We start from the raw sequence: 21,068 nt of genomic DNA on the forward strand, positions 1-21,068 counted from the left end.
CCGGCTGGGGCTTCGGTGCGTTCCGGGACTCGCTACAGATGCGGGTGGCTGCCCAGGGAGGCGCTGTATACGGCCGGATGAGCTTGGGTGGCAGCGAGATTGCGGCGTTCCTCGGCGGTCAGGGTATGGCGGGCCAGCGCGCGGCGGGCGTAGGTGCGCAAGGTCCCCAGTAACGAGGGGTGGGCGTGGGTGTGGATCATGGCTGGATCCCTCCTCCCTGAACTTTCGATGTGGCGAGGATCCCATTCTTCCATCAGTTCACCGAGATTTCAGGTTGTGTTCACTTTTGGTCCGCGCGGCGAGTCGCCGGTGAGCGCGCGGTTGCCAAGATCGAAAGAGAGTGAGATGATTCGCATGTAATCTTCTCATCATGTCTAGTGGTCAAAGGAGATCACGGATGACCGCCTCCGTCGCCCGCGCCGAGCGCACCGAACACGAACTCGGCCCCCGCACGCCGATCGAGCCCGGAACCCGCATGTGGGACGAGGTAGGACTGATCACCTTCTCCCTCACCGCCGGATCGGCATTCCTGCTGCAGACCATGGAACCGACGATCTCCGCGGTCGTCGACGAGCACTCGACCTTCCGCACCGACCCGATGGGCCGCGCGATGCGCAGTCTCGCGGCGGTGATGACCTGGACCTACGGCGGTGACGAGGCCGTCGCCGAGGCCGACCGCCTGCGGCGTATGCACGCCTCCCTCAACACCGTCGACGCGCAGGGCAAACGCCACTCCGCACTCGCCTCCGGCCCGTGGGCCTGGGTGCTGCACACCGGCACCTACGCCTTCAACGAGGGCTCGAAATATTTCAGCCGCACGCCGCTCACCTACGCGGAGAAGGAGCAGTACTACCAGGAGGTGCTGCAGCTGCTGCGCATGTTCTCGGTGGCGCCCAAGGAGATTCCGCCGACCTACGCCGAATTCGAGGTCTTCTTCGCCGACACCGTCGAGAACCATCTGGTCGCCACCGACACCGCGCGCGACTACCTGAAGACGATCCGCCACGTGGCACCGCCGAAGTCGCTGCCCACACCGCTGGTCCCGCTGTGGAAGCTGGCCGCCGCACCGCTGGGCCGCATGCAGTACTTCTGCACGGTCGGCACCACGCCCGAACCGGCGCGCCGCAAACTCGGACTGACCTGGACCGCGCAGGACGAGCGCAACCTGCGCATCCTGGGCTGGCTGCTGGCGCGGCTCGTGCCACTGCTGCCGGAACGGATCCGCTACTTCCCCATCGCCTACGAGGCGCGCAAACTCGAACGAGACCGCGCCCGGCTGCGCAAGGTTCTCGATCTGCGCCCGATGTAGTCGAGGCGCCGGGTGACCGGCCGGTTTCCCGACCCCGGTTCTGAGGGCTGGACGGGTGGCGGTGCAGACTCGATAGTCCTATGGTGCTCGAGAATTCATCGCCACGCGCCCGGCGCGTGCTCACGCGCGTACTGTGCGGGCTGGTCCTCCTGATCGCGGCGGCGGCGCCGGTCACCGCGACCGCAGCACCGGCCCCGGCGTATCAGTGGCGTCAGGAGTTCCTGACCACCCCCGACGGTGTGCGATTGCACGCGGACATCCTCCGGCCCGCCGGCATGGCCGACGACGTGCGCACTCCCGTCGTCATGACGGTGAGCCCCTACCGCAACCATCTGGCATTCACAGCCGAAATTCATCCGCAGGGCGGGCCGTCGCTGCGCGATCTGTATTCGCAACTGTTCCTGGACGCCGGCTACACCTATGTGATCGTGGATCTGCGAGGCTTCGGGGGGTCCAGTGGCTGCCCCGACTTCGGTGGCCCCGGCGAGCAGAGCGATGTGCGTACCGCGGTCGAATGGGCTGCGGCACAACCGTGGTCGACCGGACGAGTCGGCCTGACCGGTACCTCCTACGAAGCATGGACCGGCATCATGGGTCTGGCCACCAACCCGAAGGGGCTGGCGGCGGTGGCGTCGTTCGAACCCGTCGTCGACCCGTACAGCTACCTGTACATGCAGGGCATTTCGTGGAAGTTCTCCGGAAAACCGATGACCGAGGACGGGATTCGCCCCGGCGATATGGCCGGATTCGAACATCTGCTGATCTCCTCCACCCCCGCGCACCCCTCCGACTCACCGGAATACAAGGCCAACGCCGCGCGGCTACCGATCGAATGCGCGCAGTCCTATCTGGCGGGCACCACCGACCACGACGGCGGTACCCGGTTCTGGCGCGATCGTGACCTCACCGATCGCGTTCGTGGCAGCAAGGTTCCGCTGTTCTTGAGCCAGGGTTTCCTCGATTACAACACCCGCGCCTATCGAGTCTTCGACGTCTGGAAGAACCACGATCTCCCCGAGGACCGGGGCTGGTTCGGCCAGTGGGGACATCAGAACTGCCACGAGGCATGCGGGACACCGCAGTTCTACAGCGAGGCGCTGGCCTTCTTCGACAAGTATGTGGCCCAGCGCGACGTCCAGGTTCCGGGCCCGCGCGTCACCGTCGGCAGTTTCGACGGCCGGTGGCGCGGCGAAAAAGTCTGGCCGCCCGCCGATTCCGCACGAGTGACGATGCCGATCCGGCCCGGTGAATACACCGATCGCGGCCTGCTCCCCGGCCCGGACCGCGAGTACTGGTCGCTCTCGCAGCCGCTGCCCTCCGATCAGCATCTGTCCGGAATCCCCACGGCCACACTGGCGTTGAGTGGCCCACCGGACGCCACGGTGGCCGCGGAACTCTACGATGTGGCGCCCGACGGCGCGGGCACGGTGATCACTCGGGGTATCGCGCAGGTCGCCGACACCGCGAACATCCGCCTGCTGGCACAGGATTGGACCGTGCCGGCCGGGCATCGGATCGGGGTGCGTATCACCGATGTGGTCGACACCGTCTGGTCGCACACTCCGGCGAACGCGCGGGTGAGCGTGCATTCCGGCACCGTGGAGTTGCCGCTGCTCACCGGCACCCGGAATTTCGATCTGACCGGCGGCACCAGTGAAGCGCTCGGCAAATGGCGCGCGCGCTGGGTGACCGACCTGCCGGCCGAGGCGCTGCGCGATTCCGGTGTGACCGTGGACTTCCCGCAACGACGAGGAGATCGATGACAGCGACCGGTACGACCGCGACCACCGTCGACGACGCGACCGCCCAGCGGCTCGCGGCCGCCCTGCGCTGCGTCACCGTCTCCCGCGACGACGCCGATGCCGATGCCGATGTGGTCGAATTCGACCGGCTCGCAAGCCTTCTCGAACACGAATTCCCGCTGGTCCACACCCATCTCGAACTGGAGCGGTTCGGCCACAGCCGCTTGTATCGCTGGCCCGGCACCGAACCGGGTACGGCGGCCGTTCTGCTCGCCCATCAGGACGTGGTTCCGGTCGACGACGAGGCCCGCTGGACCCATCCCCCGTTCGCCGGGGTGGTCGACGACGAATTCGTCTGGGGCCGTGGCGCGATCGACGACAAGAGCCGGGTGCTGGCCATTCTGGAGGCCGCCGAATCGCTGCTGGCCGAGGGCCGCCGTCCGCGCCGGACCATCTACTTCGCCTTCGGCCACGACGAGGAGATCTTCGGGCGCGCCGGCGCCACCCGGATGGCGGCCCGGCTGCGCGAGCTCGAGGTGCGCGCCGATCTGCTGCTCGACGAAGGCGGAGTGATCACCCAGGGGGTCGCCGACGGGGCCACCGCACCCGTCGCCTCCATCATGCTCGGCGAAAAAGGCTGGGCCACGGTGCAATTGCGCACCACCGGCACCGGCGGGCATTCCTCGATGCCCGGCCGCGAAACCGCCGTGGGCCGGATCGCGCGGGCGGTCGCGCGCCTCCAGGACCATCCGATGCCGCTGCGCATGACGCCGGTGATCGCCGACATGCTGGTCCGGATGCGCCCCGCCATGGCCGAACCGCGGCGTTCCGCGCTGCGGCTGGCCCCGGTCGCGGGCGCGGTGATCACCCGGATGATGGCGGCGCGGCCGCAGACCGAGGCGCTGGTCCGCACCACGACCGCCCCCACCGTGATCCGCGGCGGGGTGAAGGCGAACGTGCTGCCGCAAAGCGCCGAGGCGCTGGTGAATTTCCGTATCCTGCCCGGTGATTCGGTGTCCGCCGTGCTCGACCACTGCCGCCGCGTGGTCGCCGACCCGCGGGTCACGATCGAGGTGATCGGAACGGCCTCCGAACCCTCGCGGATCACCGGGCCCGGCCCCACCTTCGACGTAATCGCCGACATCACCCGCGCCCTGGTGCCCGACGCGGTGGTGACCACCGGCATCGTGCCCGGCGCCACCGATTCCCGCCATTACGACGGGCTGGCCGCCACCCGGTGCAACTTCGCGCCGATCGTGGTCGACGCGGCGGATCTGGAGCGGATCCACGGCACCGACGAACGGCTCTCCCGGGCCAATTACGCGCGGCTGATCGAATTCAACCGCCGCGTCCTCGCGCACTACACGGGCACCGGCGGCTGATGCCGGGAATGTCGGTGTTCGCCGCTACCCTCAACGGGTGCGAGCTACAGCAACGTTCACCGTCAAATCCTTCGTCGCCACGGACGTCCTGCCCGATCCGGACATCCCCACCGCGACGCCGGTCGGAATCGCCCGGCTGGAAAAGCATTTCGAGGGTGAGGCGGTCGGACGTTCGGCCACGTTGTTCACCGCCGCGTTCGACCAGCTGTCGGGCCGGGGTACCTATGTCGCGATGGAGTCGTTCGAGGGCTCGCTCAACGGATTGGCCGGCACGTTCAACTTCGCCCATTCGGCGACCACCGCGGGCGAGGACCGCAGCGCCGAATTCTTCACGATCGTGCCCAGCAGCGGCACCGGGGAGCTGAGCGAGATCACCGGAACCGGTGGTCTGGCGGTCGACGCCGACGGCACCCACCGGATCTGGTTCGATTACGACCTGGGCTGACCATCGATCCCGGCGCGGCGGGCCGATGTGCAACGCTCCGGCCCGCCGTGCGCGACAATGGCGGCGCAGCGACGGCGCAGACGGAGGCAGCGATGACGACAGGCGATACCGGCGAATTCGACGCCCACGGCGGGCAGGTGTTCTGGCGGGCCTGGCTGCCCGAACAGGCGCGCGCGGTCGTGGTGCTGGTACACGGCGTCGCCGAACACTCCGGGCGCTACGACCATGTGGGTAAACGGCTGGCGGACAGCGGTTTCGCGGTCTACGCCTTCGACCACATCGGCCACGGCCGCTCCGGCGGCGGCCAGTCGAATATCGAATCGATCGACGCGGCCGCCGACAATGTGAACACCATGCTGGATATCGCGAGTGCGAAGCATCCGGGCCTGCCCCGGTTCGTCCTCGGGCACAGCATGGGCAGCCTGATCACACTGTATCTGGCGACGCGGGCGCCGCTGGACGTCGCGGGCATCGCGGTGTCGGCGCCGCCGGTGGTCATCGAGGCCGGCAATCCCGTGCAGCGACTGCTCGCTCCGGCGTTGAGCCGCTGGGCGCCGAATCTGGGTGTGCTGCAACTGGATTCGGCGCAGATCAGCCGCGATCCGGAGGTGGTACGCGCCTACGATCAGGATCCGCTGGTCTACCGCGGCAAACTGCCGGCCCGCACGGCGACCGAAATTCTGCGCGGCGCCGAATTCGTGCTCGCTCATCTGGACGCGCTGCGGGTGCCGACGCTGGTGCTGCACGGCGGCGAGGATGCCCTGGCGGCACCGGTGGGCGCCGATCGGATCGAGGCCGGCGTCACCGCGACCGATCTCACGGTGCTGCGGTATCCGGGCCTCTACCACGAGGTTTTCAACGAACCCGAGCGCGAGAAGGTACTCGGCGACCTGGTGCGCTGGTTGGAGGAGCACACCGGCGCGCAGTAACATCCGGGAATGAGCAATACCGACCAGGGACGTATCGCCTTCATCCGGGCCAACTGGCACCAGTCCATCGTCACCCAGGCCTACGCGGGTTTCCTGGCCGAGTACGGCGATCTGGGGTATTCGGGGGATGCCGTCGAGGTGTTCGACGTGCCCGGCGCGTTCGAGATCCCGCTGCACGCGCAGCGGCTGGCCCGCACCGGCCGGTACGCGGCGGTGGTGGCCGCGGCGCTGGTCGTCGACGGCGGCATCTACCGGCACGATTTCGTCGCCTCGGCCGTTGTCGACGGGCTCATGCGCGTGCAGCTCGAGACCGACGTCCCGGTGTTCTCCGTGGTGTTGACCCCGCATCACTTCCACGAGCACAGCGAGCACGTGGACTACTTCACCAAGCACTTCCACACCAAGGGCGCCGAGGCCGCCCGCGCGGTCGCGACCACGCTGAGCTCCCTGCGCACCCTCCCCACCAGCGCGGTCTGAGGCCGGACACGGCCGAGACCGCCGAGGGCACGCGGTCCGGGACCGGCCGACGACACAGCACGGCAGGGGCGACCGGCGATCCGGTCGCCCCTGCTCGTCACTTGTAGTTGTTCAGGCAGGCCGTCTCACCGTCGAGCACCCCGGCGCGGAACGCGTCGAGCCGCTGATACCCACTGGGCACCACCTTGCCGTCGGTATCGCTCGCGGCCAGGCCGTCGGCCAGCAGACCCGACACGGCGGCGTCCAGGTCACCCGCGGTGAGCCGGGGATCGCCGGCCGGATCGCTGAGCTTGGTGGTCACGGCGCCGGACAGGCAGGCGGTGCGCAACCCGGCGGATTCCGGTCCTTGCAGCGACAGCTGCCGATCCCGTTCCACCGCGAGCACATAGCGGGAGATGAACACGACGTAGGCGTTGTAGTTGCCGTCGACCACCGCGGACAGCGGTTCCTCGTCGCCCGGTTGCTGACCGGCACGCTTGGCCAGTTCCGGCACATCGGTGCCCACGGTATTGCTCGCCGGGCAGTACGAAACCGGCTCCACCGCAGTATCTTTCGGGCAATTCTTGGCGATTCCGGAATAGTCGAGCACCGGCGGCTGCGGCAGTGGATAGATCCGGGCGAGCGCGGCGGCGACGGCATTGAGCCCGTCGACGTCGACACCCATCTGATTCTCCTCGTCGCCGGGTTCGAAGGTGGTCGGCAGGTCGCCGCGGCGCTGCTGAATCTCCTTCTTGGTGATGCCCTTACACCCGGCCGCGCCGTCGGACCAGCCGATCTGCACCGCCGTCACGCGCTCGAATGCCGAGCCGTGCACATTCTTCGGGTTGTCGGGGTCGCGGTCGCGCACGGCGACCGTCGCACCCAGCACACCGTTGAGCCCGTCGGTCGTGTTCAGGGTGAAATGCGCCGAACCGCCCTCGGCCACATGCCGCAGAAACACACCCGCGAAGCAGTCGGCCTGCTGTTCGAGCACGATTCCGGGCGTGAAGAATCCGTTGAGCCGTGCCTGGTCCTGTAGCGAGTGACCGTACTCGTGCGCGAGCACCATGACCACGGCCATCTTCCCGTACTTGTTCGAGATCAGCGGCAGCAGTTTGCCGCGATCCCACCCGACGGTCTTGTCGATCTTGCAGTAGGCCGCGTTCACCACGTGATAGGTGCTGGAGCGGCAGAAGGTGACCGATTGTTCCTTGGGCGCGTTGGCATCCCAGGAAATGAAGTGACCCACCGGCTTGAAGGTGCCCGGAAAGTTCTCGGCGTATTCGGCGCCCCAGTAGTCCTGCAGATCCGACAGGGTGTTGAGGGCCAGCCGGTCCATCTCGCCGCCGTCACCGTTGTCGGCGTGCAGCGGCGCGTCGGGCACACCCGGTCGCGGACCGCTCGGGCCGGAGGCATTGGGCGCGGCGCCGCTGAGCGCCCACGGATTCTCGTTGGTCGCGGCAACATCGTGCGCCACAGTCGTTTTCGCATCGGTGCCGCATCCGGCCGATACTGCGCCGAGCACCAGCAACCCGGCCGCCGCGGCCAGCCGCAGCCGCCTGTTGTATCTCATCTCGTGTCCTCCCCGAATACCACTGTCGACGCCCGGACCGACGACGATCCGGATTCCGCACAGCGGTCCCCCCGTCTCCCGAGCGCTCACATCGTAATCGGGCGCCCGCGCGAATGCGCAACGTATATCTCGATATCGGCACGGATGCCGCACGGTGACGACCACGACATGGCGCGCGCACCATGTGTTCATCTACTATTTACCTACGTAGATAGTAGATGCTCAACGGCGAGCAGAGAGGCCGAGACCATGCCCCGACACCCCCGCGCATCCCTCACCCTTCCCGCCCTGGCGGCGCTCACCGCCGCGGGCCTCGGCTTCACCGCGGCGCCCGCCGAGGCCGAATCCAGGCGATCGGCCGCCCAACCCGCCACCGGCTGCCTGTGGGCCGGAACCTCCCACCCTGCCGGCGCTACCGTCATCGCGGGCGGTCGCGGCTACACCTGCGGCGCCGACGGCCGCGGCACTCCCACGTGGTCGGCCGGCGCGGCGTCGGACCGGCCCGATACCGTCGCCAACCCGGGCTCGGCCGGCGACCCGGCCGCGCACTTCAGTCTGGGCGCGCGCCAGCCCGGCACCGCGTACAACGACTACTGCGTCGGCAATCAACTGGTCGAGGGCGCCGACGACGTCTACCAGGTGGTGCGTGGCCACGACGGCCGCTTGTTCTGGAAGGCCGCCGAACCCGTCAGCGCATGGCGCTTCGATCGCGGAAGCGTTGCGCCGCAGCCGACCTGGCGCGGAACCGGTCTGTGCTACGAGGGCAATCTGGCGTGATCGCGGGTCAGCCCTGTTTGCGGTGCGGAACGAATTCCAGCGTCAGCAGCGCGAGCACGGTGAAGACGATTTCACGCCAGCGGATGAGGACGAAGCGCTGATTGCCGAAGGAGTTGAACTTGCGCAGGAACCGATACAGCGATTCCAGCCGGATCAGCGGATCCAGCGTGCGGGCCAGCACATAGATGACCTGCTTGGAGCGCGATCGTTCCTTGTCGGCGAACAGTTCCGGGAATGCCGCGAACGCCAGCGAGATGCGGTGCACGTCGTGGTCGCGGCCGTAGTCGACGAGGTCGACGATCATCCGCTCGTCCAAGCCGTTCGGGGCATCCTTGCGCCGCCACGGCACATCGAGGCTGAGTTCGCTGCCGTGATTGGAGGATCCGTAGCGCTGGAATCCGGCGACCCGGCCCTCACCGTCGCGGGCGATCACCACGAGCATGCCCGGATTCCGGCCGTCGAGCAGATGATCCAGGATCATCGAGAAGCCGCGGGTCTGGTGGCCGGTCCCCCACTCGTCGACGATGCCCAGCAGCGCCTCACGCATCTCGCGGTCGAGTTCGCGTTCGGGAATCACCTCGGTCTTGACGCCGAAGTTGCGGGTGCGGCTCACCGCCTGGCGCAGGTTGCGGAATTTGCGGCCGACCATATCGAACGAGTCGACCTCGACCACCACGTCACGGCCGATCGGAATGGCGTGCAGGCCATGATGATCGGCCGCGCGGGTGCGCCACAGTTCGGTGACCGCGGGGCTTGCGCCCAGCACCGCGATCCGCCAGCCGCGCGCGGAAGCGAATTCGGAGAACTCGGCGATGAGCCGGCCGAATTCGGCGCAGTTGCCGACCGGGTCGCCCGCGACGACCGCGATGCCGAAGCGCGCGCGGTAGCCGATCGCGGCGTTCGAATCGGCGCTGAAGAAATAGGATTTGGCCGAATGCAGGGCGAACGGGGCCAGCGGATCCTCGACCGTGCGGTCGACCAGCGCGGCGATGCGATGCTGCTGATCCGGTTGCGGGCGCGAACTCTGCGGCAGCATCAGGATCAGGCCCGTGGAGGCGAGGCAGACGAAGCCGACGGTGCCGTGGTCGCTGCGGTAGGCGATATTGGACACCCCGAGCACGATCACCGCGACCGTGAAATGCGGCAGGGTGATCGGCCGCCGCAGATGCAGTCCGCGCGCCACGAACAGGCCCGACAGCGAAACCGCCACGAACCAGCCGCGATTGACACCTTCACGGGAGGCGCGGTCGGCCGCGTACAGCAGCACGACACCGACCAGCACCAGCACCACGATCAGCGGAACCCGCACGGCGCGGGTCGGGTTCAGGGCGACGTGCCGATAGGTGCGGTAACCGGTGACGGCCGAATTGAGTTCAGCCATCACGGTCTCCGATCACGCAGCGCATCGCGTGTGTCGTCGAGTCGGTGGGCGCTGCGCACGTCCACGAACATCCTCACCATGGCGGTCCTCCCGAATGGTCGCGTACCGATACAGTATGCGGAACGCTCGTTCCGGCTCTGCGGGACCCCTCGCTCGGTCAGGACGGCACAGCACACTCTGTACCAACCGATATCGCGTCCGGTCTGTTCCCCGCAACACGTTTTCGGTCCACAGAGCCGACCGTATCGCGAGAATTCATCGCCGGTCCACGAAAGCGCCGCCTACCGCCCCCGGTGACCGACGTGACCGCGACAACCGCCGCGCCCACGTATCGGTGTCACTGATCGCGTACCCCGCCGCGACGGATCTACGCCCCGCTCACCCGCCGCCGAAGACGCGTTCGACGACCGTCTTCGCCCGCCTCGTGACGCGCATGTAGTGGTCGAGGAATTCGCTGCCGTCGTCGGTCGGCCAGCCCGCGACCCGCGCCACGGCCGAGAGCAACGGCCCGGGCCCGGGCAGCTGGTCGGCGGGTTTGCCGCGCACCAGCACCAGGGCGTTGCGGGCCTTGGTCGCGGTGAGCCAGGCGTCGCGCAGCAGCTCCACATCGAGGGCGTCGAGCAGTTTGTTCCGTTCGATCACGCCGAGGCATTCGAGCGTGGAGGTGTTGTGCAGCTCCGGCACCTCGTGCGCGTGCTGGAGTTGCAGCAGTTGCACGGTCCACTCGATATCGGCGAGACCACCGCGGCCGAGTTTGGTGTGGGTGGCCGGATTCGCGCCGCGCGGCAGGCGTTCGGAGTCGACGCGCGCCTTGATCCGCCGGATCTCGCGCACGGCGTCCTCGGAGACCCCGCCCTTGGGATAGCGCACCGGATCGATGGAATGCAGGAACCGCAAACCCAGTTCCTCGTTGCCGGCGACCTGATGTGCGCGCAGCAGCGCCTGCACTTCCCACGGCTGCGCCCACTGCTGGTAGTAGGCGCGATAGGCGGCCAGTGTGCGGACCAGCGCACCGTTGCGTCCCTCGGGCCGCAACCCCGAATCGACCTGCAGCGGCGGATCGGTACTGGGCGCGCCGAGGAGCCGCTGCACCTGTTCGGCGACGCCGATAGCCCATTTCACCGCGACCGTCTCGTCCGCGCCGGCACGCGGATCGCAGACGAACAGCACATCGGCGTCGGATCCGTAGCCCAGTTCCATCCCGCCGAGACGGCCCATGCCGATCACGGCGACGTCCGCCGGCACCGGCGCCTGATGTTCGGCCTCCCAGGCCCGGATCACGGCCTGCAGCGACGCCTCGAGCACCGCGACCCAGACCCACGACAGCGCCCGGCACACCCGCGGCACCTCCAGCATGCCGAGCACGTCGGCGGAGGCGATGCGGGCCAGCTCGTGGCGGCGCAGCGAGCGGGCGGTGGCCACGGCCCGTCTGGGATCGTCGTAGCGGGCGGCCCCGGCCAGGATGCTGGATCGCACATCCTCGGCCTTCGGGGTCAGCAGCAACGGCCCGTCCGGTCCGTCGGCGAACATCCGGATGGTTTCGGGCGCGTTGATCAGCAGATCCGGCAGATAGGCCGAGGAGCCCAGCACGATCATCAGCCGCTGCGCGATCGCCCCCTCGTCGCGGAGTTCGCGCAGGAACCAGATCTGGTCGTCGAGGCCTTCGGACACCCGCCGGTAGGCCAGCAACCCGGCATCGGGATTCGGTGTGTCACCGAGCCATTCGAGCAGGGTCGGCAACAGCAGCGCCTGGATGCGGCCCTTGCGCCCCACCTCCCCGGTGAGCGCCTTGAGGTGGCCGAGCGCGTTCTCCGGGGCGGCGTAGCCGAGGGCGGCGAGCTGGCGGACCGCGGCCTGCGGACTCAGGCGCAACGCGGCGGCGTCGAGGCGGGCCACCGATTCCAGCAGCGGGCGGTAGAACAGCTTCGCGTGCAGCCGGCGCACCCGCACGGTGTTGCGCTTGATCTCGCTGCGCAGCACCCCGACCGCGTCCTGGCGCCCGTCGGGACGCATATGCGCCGCGCGAGCGAGCCAGCGCATCCCCTCCTCGTCGTCGGGTGCGGGCAAGGTGTGGGTGCGCTTGAGCCGCTGCAACTGCAGGCGGTGCTCGAGCAGGCGCAGGAATTCGTAGGAGGCGGTGAGGTTCGCGGCGTCGTCGCGGCCTACATAGCCACGCGCGGCCAGCGCGGTCAGCGCCTCGACCGTACCCGGCACGTGCAGCGATTCATCGGCCTTACCGTGCACCAACTGCAGCAGCTGCACCGCGAATTCGACGTCGCGCAGGCTGCCGTGGCCGAGTTTCAGCTCCCGCTCGCGCATGTCCTCGGGCACCAGGCTTTCGACCCGGCGCCGCATCGCCTGCACGTCGGTGACGAAATCCGGTCGTTCCGAGGCGCTCCACACCATCGGCATCAGCGCCTCGCTGTACTGCCTGCCGAGTTCCAGATCGCCGGTGGCCGGGCGGTTCTTCAGCAGCGCCTGGAATTCCCAGGTGCGCGCCCAGCGCTTGTAGTAGGTGATGTGCGAATCCAGCGTGCGCACCAGCGCCCCGGCCTTGCCTTCCGGACGCAGCGCCGCATCGACGTCGAAGAACGCGCTGCCGGCGATGCCCATCATCTCCGCGGCCAGCCGGGTGGCGGTGGTGTCGGCGGGTTCGGCGACGAACACCACGTCGACATCGGAGACGTAATTGAGTTCGCGCGCACCGCATTTGCCCATCGCGACCACCGCCAGCCGGACCGGAACCGGGTCGTCGGGGCAGATCCGCGCCACCGCCACCGAGAGCGCGGCGGTGAGCGCGGCATCGGCGAGGTCGGTGAGATGGTTGCCGACCTGCTGATACGGCAGCACCGGTTCGTTCTCGACGGTGGCGGCCAGATCGTGGGCGGCCAGCACCATCAGTTGATCGCGATATCGCTTGCGCAGCAACGCGATCGCGTCGGGTCCGGCGTGGGTGGCGCGGTAGAGCATCGGCGCGGCGTTCGGCCCCGTCTCGGGCGCGGCGCCGACCACATCGAGCAGATCGTCGAGAATCTCGCGCGTGCGCGGCAGTTCCCGCCGCAACAGCTGCCAGCTCGCCGGATCGGCGACCAGATGGTCGGCGAACGCGCTCGACGAGCCTATCAGCGCGAACAGCCTGCCGCGCAACGACAGATCGGTGCGCAGCGCGGAATCCAGTGCGGCCCAATCGGACCCGAGCGCCTCGCGCAGGCGGATCAGGGTCAGCAGCGCCAGATCGGCATCCGGCGACCGCGACAACGCCCACAGCAGTGCAACGCTGTCGACATTGTCCCAGGCGAGCTCTCGTAACGACGCGGCTGCCGTCGGCTCCAGCAATCCCAGCCGACCGGCACCGGGCACTGCGGGACGTGCAGTCGGTGGCCGGACCATTCTCTCAAATTACCGTCACGGCCGAGCATGCGGAAGTTGCCTGCTCGCAGGCGGTGGAGGGTGTGCTCGGCCGACTTCGGTCACGGAGCCGATTCCTTCTCGGGAAGGGCTGCGGGAACGCCGCCTCCCGCCGGCCTACCGGGAACGAGCTGTATCGGGTCGGAGGCCACAGCAAGCTCGGCCCCGAGCCGCCCATCGCTCGGACCCGGATCGAACGCCCTGAGCCGCCCTACCGCGGCATCGGCGTCCGCGCCGAAACGGGGTCGACCGCGCGCACGCAGCCCACGGCCGACCCGTTCCTCAGAAGCTGTGTTCCGGCCCCGGATAGGTACCCTGCGCTACCTCTTGTGCGTATTCCGCTGCGGCGCTGCGCAATTCGTCGCCCACGCGGCCGAAGCGCTTGACGAACTTGGCCGTCTTACCGCTGGTGTAGCCGGCCATGTCCTGCCAGACCAGCACCTGGGCGTCGCAGTCGCTGCCGGCGCCGATGCCCACGGTCGGGATGGTCAGCTTGTGGGTGACCTGCCCGGCCAGCTCGGCGGGCACCATCTCCATCACCACGGCGACGGCCCCGGCCTCCTGCACCGCGATGGCGTCGGCGATCAGCTGTTCGGCCCCGTCGCCGCGCCCCTGCACCCGGTAGCCGCCGAGGGTGTTGACGCTCTGCGGGGTGAAGCCGATATGCGCCACCACGGGGATGCCGGAGGCGGTGAGCCGGGCGATGTGCTCGGAGACCCGTTCTCCGCCTTCGAGTTTCACCGCGTGCGCGCCACCCTCCTTCATGAAGCGGGTGGCGCTGGCCAGCGCCTGTTCGGGCGAGCCCTCGTAGCTGCCGAACGGCAGATCGGCCACCACCAGGGCATGCGGCGCCCCACGGACCACGCCGCGTACCAGCGGCAGCAGTTCCTCGATCGTGATCGGCACGGTGGTGTCGTAGCCGTAGACCACGTTGGCCGCCGAATCGCCGACCAGCAGCACGGGGATGCCGGCCTCTTCGAACAGCTTCGCGGTGGAGTAGTCGTAGGCGGTCAGCATCGCCCACTTCTCACCCGCGGATTTCCAATGCTGCAGGTGCTGTACTCGCGTCTTCCGCCGGGAAGTTGTCGGTGCGGCACCGTAGGCGGTGGTTTCGGAAGCAGGATTATCCTGAGCAGCGGACATCATCGTCCCTTTCGTCTGTCCTCGAGGCCCGATCGGGTCCCCGGGTTGCTATGACCCGTCCAGTCTGCCACCGCGACAGTGCCGCGTTTAAGGCGTGCCCGGGATGGGATTCGTCACACGCGGCGGGAGCGACGCGGCCGGAGGAGGCAGCCTGCTCAACCACGGAGGCCGCCGCGGACACCGCAATGATCACAGGCGGAGATGGAAGGATGGCGCGCATGTCCTTGTCGCGATCCGGTCGCGTCGCAGCCGCGGTGGCCCTGATGTGTGTGGCCGCCGCCTGCTCGTCGACGTCGAAGAATCACCCCGTCGCCCAGCCGTCCGCGCCGAGTCCGGCCGCGCTGCAGAAGTACTACACCCAGGTGCCGGCGTGGGGTAGCTGTGACGGATTCGGCGATTCCTCGACCCGATTCCCGCAGGGCACCGAATGCACGCACATCTCGGTGCCGATCGATTACGACAAGCCCGAGGGCGCGACCGCGCAGATCGCGGTCTCCCGGATCAAGGCGACCGGGCAGCGCATCGGATCGCTGCTGTTCAACCCGGGCGGGCCCGGCCAGGCCGGACTGTGGATGGCCGCGCAGGGACAGGACACCCCGCTCGCGCAGCGGTTCGACCGCATCGGTTTCGATCCGCGCGGTGTCGGCGCCTCCACGCCGCTGATCGAATGCCTGACCGGGCAGCAGTGGGATCAGCAACGCGCCGAACCGCCCAAGGACTACACCCCCGCCGGCATCGCGGCCGCCGAGCAGGAGAACAAGGACTTCGCCGCGCACTGCACCGAGAAGACCGGCAACGAATTCCTCGCTCACGTCGGCACCCGCGAGGTGGTGCAGGACATGGACATCATCCGGGGAGTGCTCGGCGACGACAAGCTCAACTACGTCGGCTACTCCTACGGCACCCGGCTCGGCTACACCTACGCCGAGAAGTTCCCGGACAAGGTGCGGGCCATGGTGCTCGACGGCGCCCTCGATCCGGATGCCGATCCGGAGAAGGAATCGGTGCAGCAGGCCGCCGGATTCCAGAAGGCGTTCGACGCCTACGCCGCCGACTGCGCGAGCAAACCGGACTGCCCGCTGGGCCAGGACGCGAGTCAGACGGTGGCCCGCTTCCACGATCTGGTCAACCAGCTCTGGAGCCACCCGGCCGAGACCCGCGACGGCCGCGGGCTCACCTACAGCGACGCGGTCACCGGTGTGCAGAACACCCTCTACGCCGAGGACAGCTGGAATGTGCTGAGCGCGGGCCTGGCTCAGCTGGCCAAGGGCAAGGGCGACATCCTGCTGCAGCTCGCCGATCTCTACGATGGCCGCAGCAAGGACGGCACCTACGACAATTCGCAGGACGCGTTCCTGGCCATCCACTGCGTCGACGATCCGGCCATCAGGGACCGCGCCGACACCGATAAGCAGGACGCGGAATACCGCAAGGTTGCCCCGTTCCTCGACGACGGCCACGCCACCGGGCAGGCGCCGCTCGAGATGTGCGCGTTCTGGCCCGTGCCCAACAGCGGCTCCCCGCACAACATTTCCGCACCGGGCCTGCCCAAGACCGTGGTCATCTCCACGACCGCGGATCCGGCCACCCCGTATCAGGCCGGTGTCGATCTGGCCCATCAGCTGGGCGCGGCGCTGATCACCAACAAGGGAACCCGCCACACCGCGTTCCTCTCCGGGGGCGTGCCGTGCGTGGACGACGCCGTCTTCGCCTATCTCATCGACCTGAAGACACCGCCGGAAGGACTCACCTGCGGCTGACGCCACACATGCGGACCGGCGGTTGTTGCACGATGTAACACGGATTTAACCGCGGGTGCCTACGCTCGCGCGTATGGATCGCCAGAAGGAATTCGTGCTGCGGACGCTCGAGGAGCGGGACATCCGCTTCGTGCGACTCTGGTTCACCGACGTCCTGGGATATCTGAAGTCGGTGGCGATCGCCCCCGCGGAGCTGGAAGGCGCCTTCGAGGAGGGCATCGGATTCGACGGCTCGGCGATCGAGGGCTTCGCCCGGGTGTCGGAGGCCGATATGGTCGCCAAGCCCGATCCGTCGACGTTCCAGGTACTGCCCTGGTCCACCAGCAAGGGCCATCAGCATTCGGCGCGCATGTTCTGCGATATCGCGATGCCCGACGGCTCGCCGTCGTGGGCCGATCCGCGGCACGTGCTGCGCCGGCAGCTGAACAAGGCCGGTGACCTGGGGTTCAGCTGCTATGTGCATCCGGAGATCGAGTTCTTCCTGATCCGCTCGGCGCTCAAGGACGGCCGTCCGGTGCCCGCCGACAACGGCGGCTTCTTCGATCAGGCCGTCCACGACGAGGCGCCGAACTTCCGCCGCCACGCCATCGACGCGCTCGAATCGATGGGCATCTCGGTGGAGTTCAGCCATCACGAGGGTGCGCCCGGCCAGCAGGAGATCGATTTGCGCTACGCCGACGCGCTGTCGATGGCCGACAACGTGATGACCTTCCGCTACCTCATCAAGGAGGTGGCCATCGACGAAGGCGTGCGGGCCTCGTTCATGCCCAAGCCCTTCTCCGACCATCCGGGTTCGGCCATGCACACCCACATGAGCCTGTTCGAGGGTGAGCACAACGCCTTCGCCGATCCCGACGACCCGAACAACCTGTCCGAGACCGCGCGTGCGTTCATCGCGGGCATTCTCGAGCACGCCAACGAGATCAGCGCCGTCACCAACCAGTGGGTGAACTCCTACAAGCGGCTGATCCACGGCGGCGAAGCGCCGACCGCCGCGTCCTGGGGCCGGTCGAATCGTTCTGCGCTGGTCCGGGTTCCGATGTACACGCCGAACAAGCAGTCCTCGCGGCGAGTCGAGATCCGCAGCCCAGATTCCGCGTGCAATCCGTATCTGGCCTTCGCGGTGCTGCTGGCCGCGGGCCTGCGCGGTATCGAGAAGGGGTACACGCTGCCTCCCGAGGCCGAGGACGACGTGTGGTCGCTGACCACCGCCGAACGCCGCGCGATGGGCTTCCGCGAGCTGCCCTCGACCCTGGACGAGGCGCTGCGGGCGATGGAGCGGTCCGAGCTGGTCGCCGAAACGCTGGGCGAGCACGTGTTCGACTTCTTCCTGCGCAACAAGCGCCACGAGTGGGCCACCTACCGCGCCCAGGTCACCCCGTGGGAGCTGGGCGAGTACCTGACGCTGTGATCGCCTGTGCGAGACCGGCTTCCACCGGCCGCACCGACGATGGCCGAGGTGGGTTAGGTTGTCCCGATGAACGCCCCTGTATCGGTGGCCGATCAACCACTGCAACCACTGATCGACTGGGCCACCCGGGAACTCGCGCAGCGGGGACTGACCGTGACCGGCGCGCGGGAGATGCGGCGGCGGGACTGGACCCTGCTCGCCCGCATCGAGACGAACGGCGAAGCTGTTTGGGCGAAGGCGAGTGCGCGCGCGTTCGCCCACGAGGGCCCGCTGCTGGCGGCCTTGGATCGGCTCGTTCCGGGATCGGTGCCGAAACCCCTTGCGGTACATCGTGAGAACGGATGGTTCCTCGGAGGCGACGGCGGCGAGACCATGCGAACCGGACCACTCGATCGCCACTTCGCACTCGACGATACGGACGCGCCGCCGCCGCGTCCCCCGGAATGGGAATCGGTGCTGCGGTCCTACGCCGGCCTGCAGCACACCGTCTGCACGCACGCGGAATCGTTGCGCGACACCGGAACTCCGTACCTGCCGCCGGTGCGCCTGATCGAGGTCTACCGCCACTTCGCCGACCGCGCCCCGGGACTGGAGTTCGCGATCGAATCGGCCGCTGCCGAACTCGCACGGTACGACCGGCTGAGCGTGGAACACAACGACCTGTATCCGGGCCACGTCTTCCGCGCCACCGCCGCGGTGTTCGACTGGGGCGACGCGCTGATCACCCATCCCTTCCTGTCCGTGCGCACCTTCCGGGATCCGCAGCGCGCGGCGTATTTCGACGCCTGGCGGGAACTGACCACCGTCACCGACCGCGAGATCGAGCTGGCCGAACGCCTCGCGCCGCTGACCACCCTGTATTCGTGGCTGACCATCGACACGGCACCGGGCCGCCCCGGCGAACGGTTCGCGCCCTTCGTCACCGAGATGCTGGACCTGCTGCGCGCGAACTTCGCCTGAGCCACCCGTCCACTCGCGGTGAGGTGGCAGACTCGTAGGTCCACAGCAGGAACTCCGGATGCACGCCGGAATCGAACAAAGGGAACAGATGTCGCAGAGCCGTTGGATGACTCGCGGAGCGCTCGCCGTCGGTGCGGCGCTGGCCGTCGTGCTGGTCGCCGGATGTGGTGGCGAAAGCACGGGTTCGGCCGGCCCCGAGAAATCCGGCGCTTCGGCGACCTCGACGGCCGCGCGTCCCAGCGGTTCGGCCGGTGTCACCGCCAAGCCGGGACAGACCAGTCCCGTCCAGGTTCCCGACCCGGTCGCACAGAAGCTGTGCGACGCTATCTCGCCGCAGCTGTCGGACTGGCGGGTGCAGGGCCCGACGCTGGGCAAGGTGGCGCTGAACATCACGGTGCACCAGTGGGCCGCGGAGAACGGCGGCATCAACCTGGCGGTGCTCGGCGACAAGGCCGTGGTGGACCGGATCACCACCAAGACCTGCTCGGATGTTCGCACGCAGGCGCTGCAGGCGCTGGAACTGCCCGATCTCGCCTCGGGAATCGCCTTCTGATGCGCACCCTCTACCCGCCGCTGGAGCCCTACCGTGAGGGCATGCTCGACGTGGGCGATGGGCAGCACATCTACTGGGAGGAGTCGGGCAACCCCGACGGCAAGCCGGTGGTGTTCCTGCACGGCGGCCCGGGTGGCGGCACCGATCCGATGCACCGGCAGTTCTTCGATCCCGCCGCCTACCGGATCGTGCTGTTCGACCAGCGCGGGTGCGGGCGTTCGACGCCGCATGTGGCCGACGGGGCGAGTCTGGAGATCAACACCACCTGGCATCTGGTGGCCGATATCGAGCGGCTGCGCACCCATCTGGGTATCGAGCGCTGGCAGGTCTTCGGCGGGTCCTGGGGTTCGACGCTGGCGCTGGCCTACGCCCAGACCCACCCCGAGCGCGTGACGGAGATGGTGCTGCGGGGCGTTTTCCTGTTGCGGCGCAAGGAAATCGACTGGTACTACAACGGCGCCGCCGGATTCGTCTATCCCGACGAATGGGAGAAGTACCTGGCGCCGATCCCGGACGGCGAGCGCGACGGGGATCTGGTGGCGGCCTATCACCGGCTGCTGCACTCCCCTGATCAGGACGTCGCGACCGCCGCCGCCGTGGCGTGGTCCAGCTGGGAAGGCGCGACGAGTTCGCTGCTGCCACAACCGGAACGGGTCGCCGAATCCGCCGAACCCCGCTTCGCCCTGGCCTTCGCCCGCATCGAGAACCACTACTTCGTGCACGGCGGATTCCTGGAAGAGAACCAGCTGCTGCGCGATATCGGCCGGATCGCGCATATTCCCGCGGTGATCGTGCAGGGCCGCCACGATATCGTCTGCCCGGCGCTCAGCGCCTGGGATCTGCATCGGGCCTGGCCCGGTTCGCGGCTGCATCTGGTGGCCGATGCCGGGCATGCCGCGGCCGAGCCGGGGACCACCCATCATCTGATCGAGGCCACCGACGAATTCCGGGATCGGCGATGAGCGGCGCAGCCGGTCCCGCCGTCGTCGCCGCGCTCGGTGAGGACGTGGACCGGCTGCTGTCGGCGGAACCGAAGGTCCGTGCCGACGAACCGGATTCGGTGCACCAGATGCGGGTCGCCACCCGCCGGCTGCGGTCGGTGCTGCGGTCGTATCGGAAGGTGTTCCACCGCGGCGAGATCGATGCCATCCGCGACGAATTGCGGTGGCTGGCAGGGCTGCTCGGCATCGCCCGCGACGCCGAGGTGCGCGCCGACCGCTTCGCCGCGCTGCTGGACGAATATCCCGACGTGCAGCGGCATCTCGGGCGGCGGCTGGTGAGCGCGGAGCGCGCGGCCTACACCGACGCCCACCGAACCGTGCTGCGGGAACTCGACGGTGAGCGCTACGACCTGCTGCGCGCGCGAGTGGTCGGCCTGCGCACCCATCCGCCGCTGCGCCGCAAACGCGCCCGTCGCGATGCCGACCGCGTGTTCACGGCCGCGGTGCGCGCGGACCTGCGCCGGCTGAAAGACCGGGTCGACGCGGAACGAGCCGTCGAGGACACCGATCGGGTCGAAGCGCTGCACGATATCCGCAAGGCCGCCAAGCGTTTACGCTACAGCGCCGAAGCCGCCACCGATATCCTCAACGGCCCCGCCGAGGACCTGGCCCGGCGCGCGAAGAAGGTCCAGGGCGTCCTGGGCGACCACCGCGACGCCATCGAGGCGCTTGCCACCATCACCGCCCGCGCCGAAATCGTGCGCGGCCGCGGCGACGATACGACCCCCTACGAGTTGCTGTGCGCCGCCGAGGTCGAAGCCGCGCGCACCGCCCTCGACCAGTACCCGTCCCTCGTCGAATTCCTGAACTACGACTACCTGTCCTGATCGGGCTTGAC

Annotated in this window: 18 protein-coding genes; 13 read left to right on the forward strand and 5 right to left on the reverse strand. The window is 68.5% G+C overall.

The window, feature by feature from the left end:
* Window positions 1-32: 32 nt before the first annotated feature.
* Entirely contained in the window at window positions 33-200 is a 168-nt protein-coding gene (locus IG65_RS37730; protein WP_156055587.1) for a hypothetical protein, read from the reverse strand.
* Between the two features lie 197 nt (window positions 201-397).
* On the opposite strand from IG65_RS37730, the gene IG65_RS0113975 reads away from it, so the two are divergent.
* The 6 genes from IG65_RS0113975 to IG65_RS0114000 all read left to right on the forward strand — a co-directional run bounded on the left by IG65_RS0113975 (window position 398) and on the right by IG65_RS0114000 (window position 6,284).
* Window positions 398-1,309 (forward strand): oxygenase MpaB family protein, encoded by a 912-nt coding sequence (locus IG65_RS0113975; protein WP_030515338.1) that lies wholly within the window; start codon window positions 398-400, stop codon window positions 1,307-1,309.
* 83 nt (window positions 1,310-1,392) lie between these two features.
* Window positions 1,393-3,072, forward strand: a complete 1,680-nt coding sequence (locus tag IG65_RS0113980; RefSeq protein ID WP_231509195.1) for a CocE/NonD family hydrolase — start codon at window positions 1,393-1,395, stop codon at window positions 3,070-3,072.
* Entirely contained in the window at window positions 3,069-4,433 is a 1,365-nt protein-coding gene (locus tag IG65_RS0113985) for a M20/M25/M40 family metallo-hydrolase (RefSeq protein WP_030515340.1), read from the forward strand. The genes IG65_RS0113980 and IG65_RS0113985 overlap by 4 nt, the downstream gene beginning before the upstream one ends.
* A gap of 37 nt (window positions 4,434-4,470) precedes the next feature.
* Entirely contained in the window at window positions 4,471-4,878 is a 408-nt protein-coding gene (locus IG65_RS0113990) for a DUF3224 domain-containing protein (protein ID WP_030515341.1), read from the forward strand.
* Window positions 4,879-4,970: 92 nt separating this feature from the next.
* Window positions 4,971-5,807, forward strand: a complete 837-nt coding sequence (locus IG65_RS0113995) for an alpha/beta hydrolase (RefSeq protein ID WP_030515342.1) — start codon at window positions 4,971-4,973, stop codon at window positions 5,805-5,807.
* A 9-nt stretch (window positions 5,808-5,816) separates the two neighbouring features.
* Entirely contained in the window at window positions 5,817-6,284 is a 468-nt protein-coding gene (locus tag IG65_RS0114000) for a 6,7-dimethyl-8-ribityllumazine synthase (RefSeq protein WP_030515343.1), read from the forward strand.
* Between the two features lie 97 nt (window positions 6,285-6,381).
* Here the strand turns inward: IG65_RS0114000 and IG65_RS0114005 are convergent, their stop codons facing one another.
* Window positions 6,382-7,836, reverse strand: coding sequence for a metallopeptidase (locus IG65_RS0114005; protein ID WP_030515344.1), 1,455 nt, complete (start codon window positions 7,834-7,836; stop codon window positions 6,382-6,384).
* Between the two features lie 249 nt (window positions 7,837-8,085).
* Between IG65_RS0114005 and IG65_RS0114010 the strand changes: the two genes are divergently transcribed.
* Entirely contained in the window at window positions 8,086-8,613 is a 528-nt protein-coding gene (locus IG65_RS0114010; protein WP_030515345.1) for a hypothetical protein, read from the forward strand.
* A gap of 7 nt (window positions 8,614-8,620) precedes the next feature.
* Here IG65_RS0114010 and IG65_RS0114015 read toward each other — a convergent pair whose 3' ends face one another.
* From IG65_RS0114015 to panB, 3 genes are all read right to left on the reverse strand, one after another.
* Entirely contained in the window at window positions 8,621-9,994 is a 1,374-nt protein-coding gene (locus IG65_RS0114015; RefSeq protein ID WP_030515346.1) for a bifunctional lysylphosphatidylglycerol flippase/synthetase MprF, read from the reverse strand.
* 378 nt (window positions 9,995-10,372) lie between these two features.
* Window positions 10,373-13,384, reverse strand: a complete 3,012-nt coding sequence (locus tag IG65_RS0114020; protein ID WP_030515347.1) for a bifunctional [glutamine synthetase] adenylyltransferase/[glutamine synthetase]-adenylyl-L-tyrosine phosphorylase — start codon at window positions 13,382-13,384, stop codon at window positions 10,373-10,375.
* Between the two features lie 300 nt (window positions 13,385-13,684).
* Window positions 13,685-14,545, reverse strand: coding sequence for a 3-methyl-2-oxobutanoate hydroxymethyltransferase (gene panB, locus IG65_RS0114025; protein WP_030515348.1), 861 nt, complete (start codon window positions 14,543-14,545; stop codon window positions 13,685-13,687).
* A gap of 209 nt (window positions 14,546-14,754) precedes the next feature.
* On the opposite strand from panB, the gene IG65_RS0114030 reads away from it, so the two are divergent.
* From IG65_RS0114030 to IG65_RS0114055, 6 genes are all read left to right on the forward strand, one after another.
* Window positions 14,755-16,305, forward strand: a complete 1,551-nt coding sequence (locus IG65_RS0114030) for an alpha/beta hydrolase (protein WP_156055591.1) — start codon at window positions 14,755-14,757, stop codon at window positions 16,303-16,305.
* A 73-nt stretch (window positions 16,306-16,378) separates the two neighbouring features.
* The gene (glnA, locus tag IG65_RS0114035; protein WP_030515350.1) at window positions 16,379-17,716 is read left to right on the forward strand and encodes a type I glutamate--ammonia ligase; all 1,338 of its coding nucleotides are present in this window, start codon (window positions 16,379-16,381) and stop codon (window positions 17,714-17,716) included.
* Window positions 17,717-17,782: 66 nt separating this feature from the next.
* On the forward strand, window positions 17,783-18,676 hold the full coding sequence (locus tag IG65_RS35865) for a hypothetical protein (RefSeq protein WP_051755962.1): 894 nt from the start codon (window positions 17,783-17,785) through the stop codon (window positions 18,674-18,676).
* Window positions 18,677-18,782: 106 nt separating this feature from the next.
* Window positions 18,783-19,229 carry a hypothetical protein gene (locus tag IG65_RS38480; protein ID WP_228816298.1) on the forward strand — a complete coding sequence of 149 codons (447 nt, stop codon included), beginning with the start codon at window positions 18,783-18,785 and terminating at the stop codon, window positions 19,227-19,229.
* Complete coding sequence (gene pip / locus IG65_RS0114050; RefSeq protein WP_030515353.1) at window positions 19,229-20,191, forward strand: prolyl aminopeptidase; 963 nt, start codon at window positions 19,229-19,231, stop codon at window positions 20,189-20,191. Before IG65_RS38480 ends, pip begins: the two co-directional genes overlap by 1 nt.
* Window positions 20,188-21,057 carry a CHAD domain-containing protein gene (locus tag IG65_RS0114055; RefSeq protein WP_036524429.1) on the forward strand — a complete coding sequence of 290 codons (870 nt, stop codon included), beginning with the start codon at window positions 20,188-20,190 and terminating at the stop codon, window positions 21,055-21,057. Before pip ends, IG65_RS0114055 begins: the two co-directional genes overlap by 4 nt.
* Window positions 21,058-21,068 lie beyond the last annotated feature (11 nt).

The sequence above is a fragment of the Nocardia sp. NRRL WC-3656 genome, from assembly GCF_000720265.1.
Classification (GTDB): Bacteria; Actinomycetota; Actinomycetes; order Mycobacteriales; family Mycobacteriaceae; genus Nocardia; species Nocardia nova.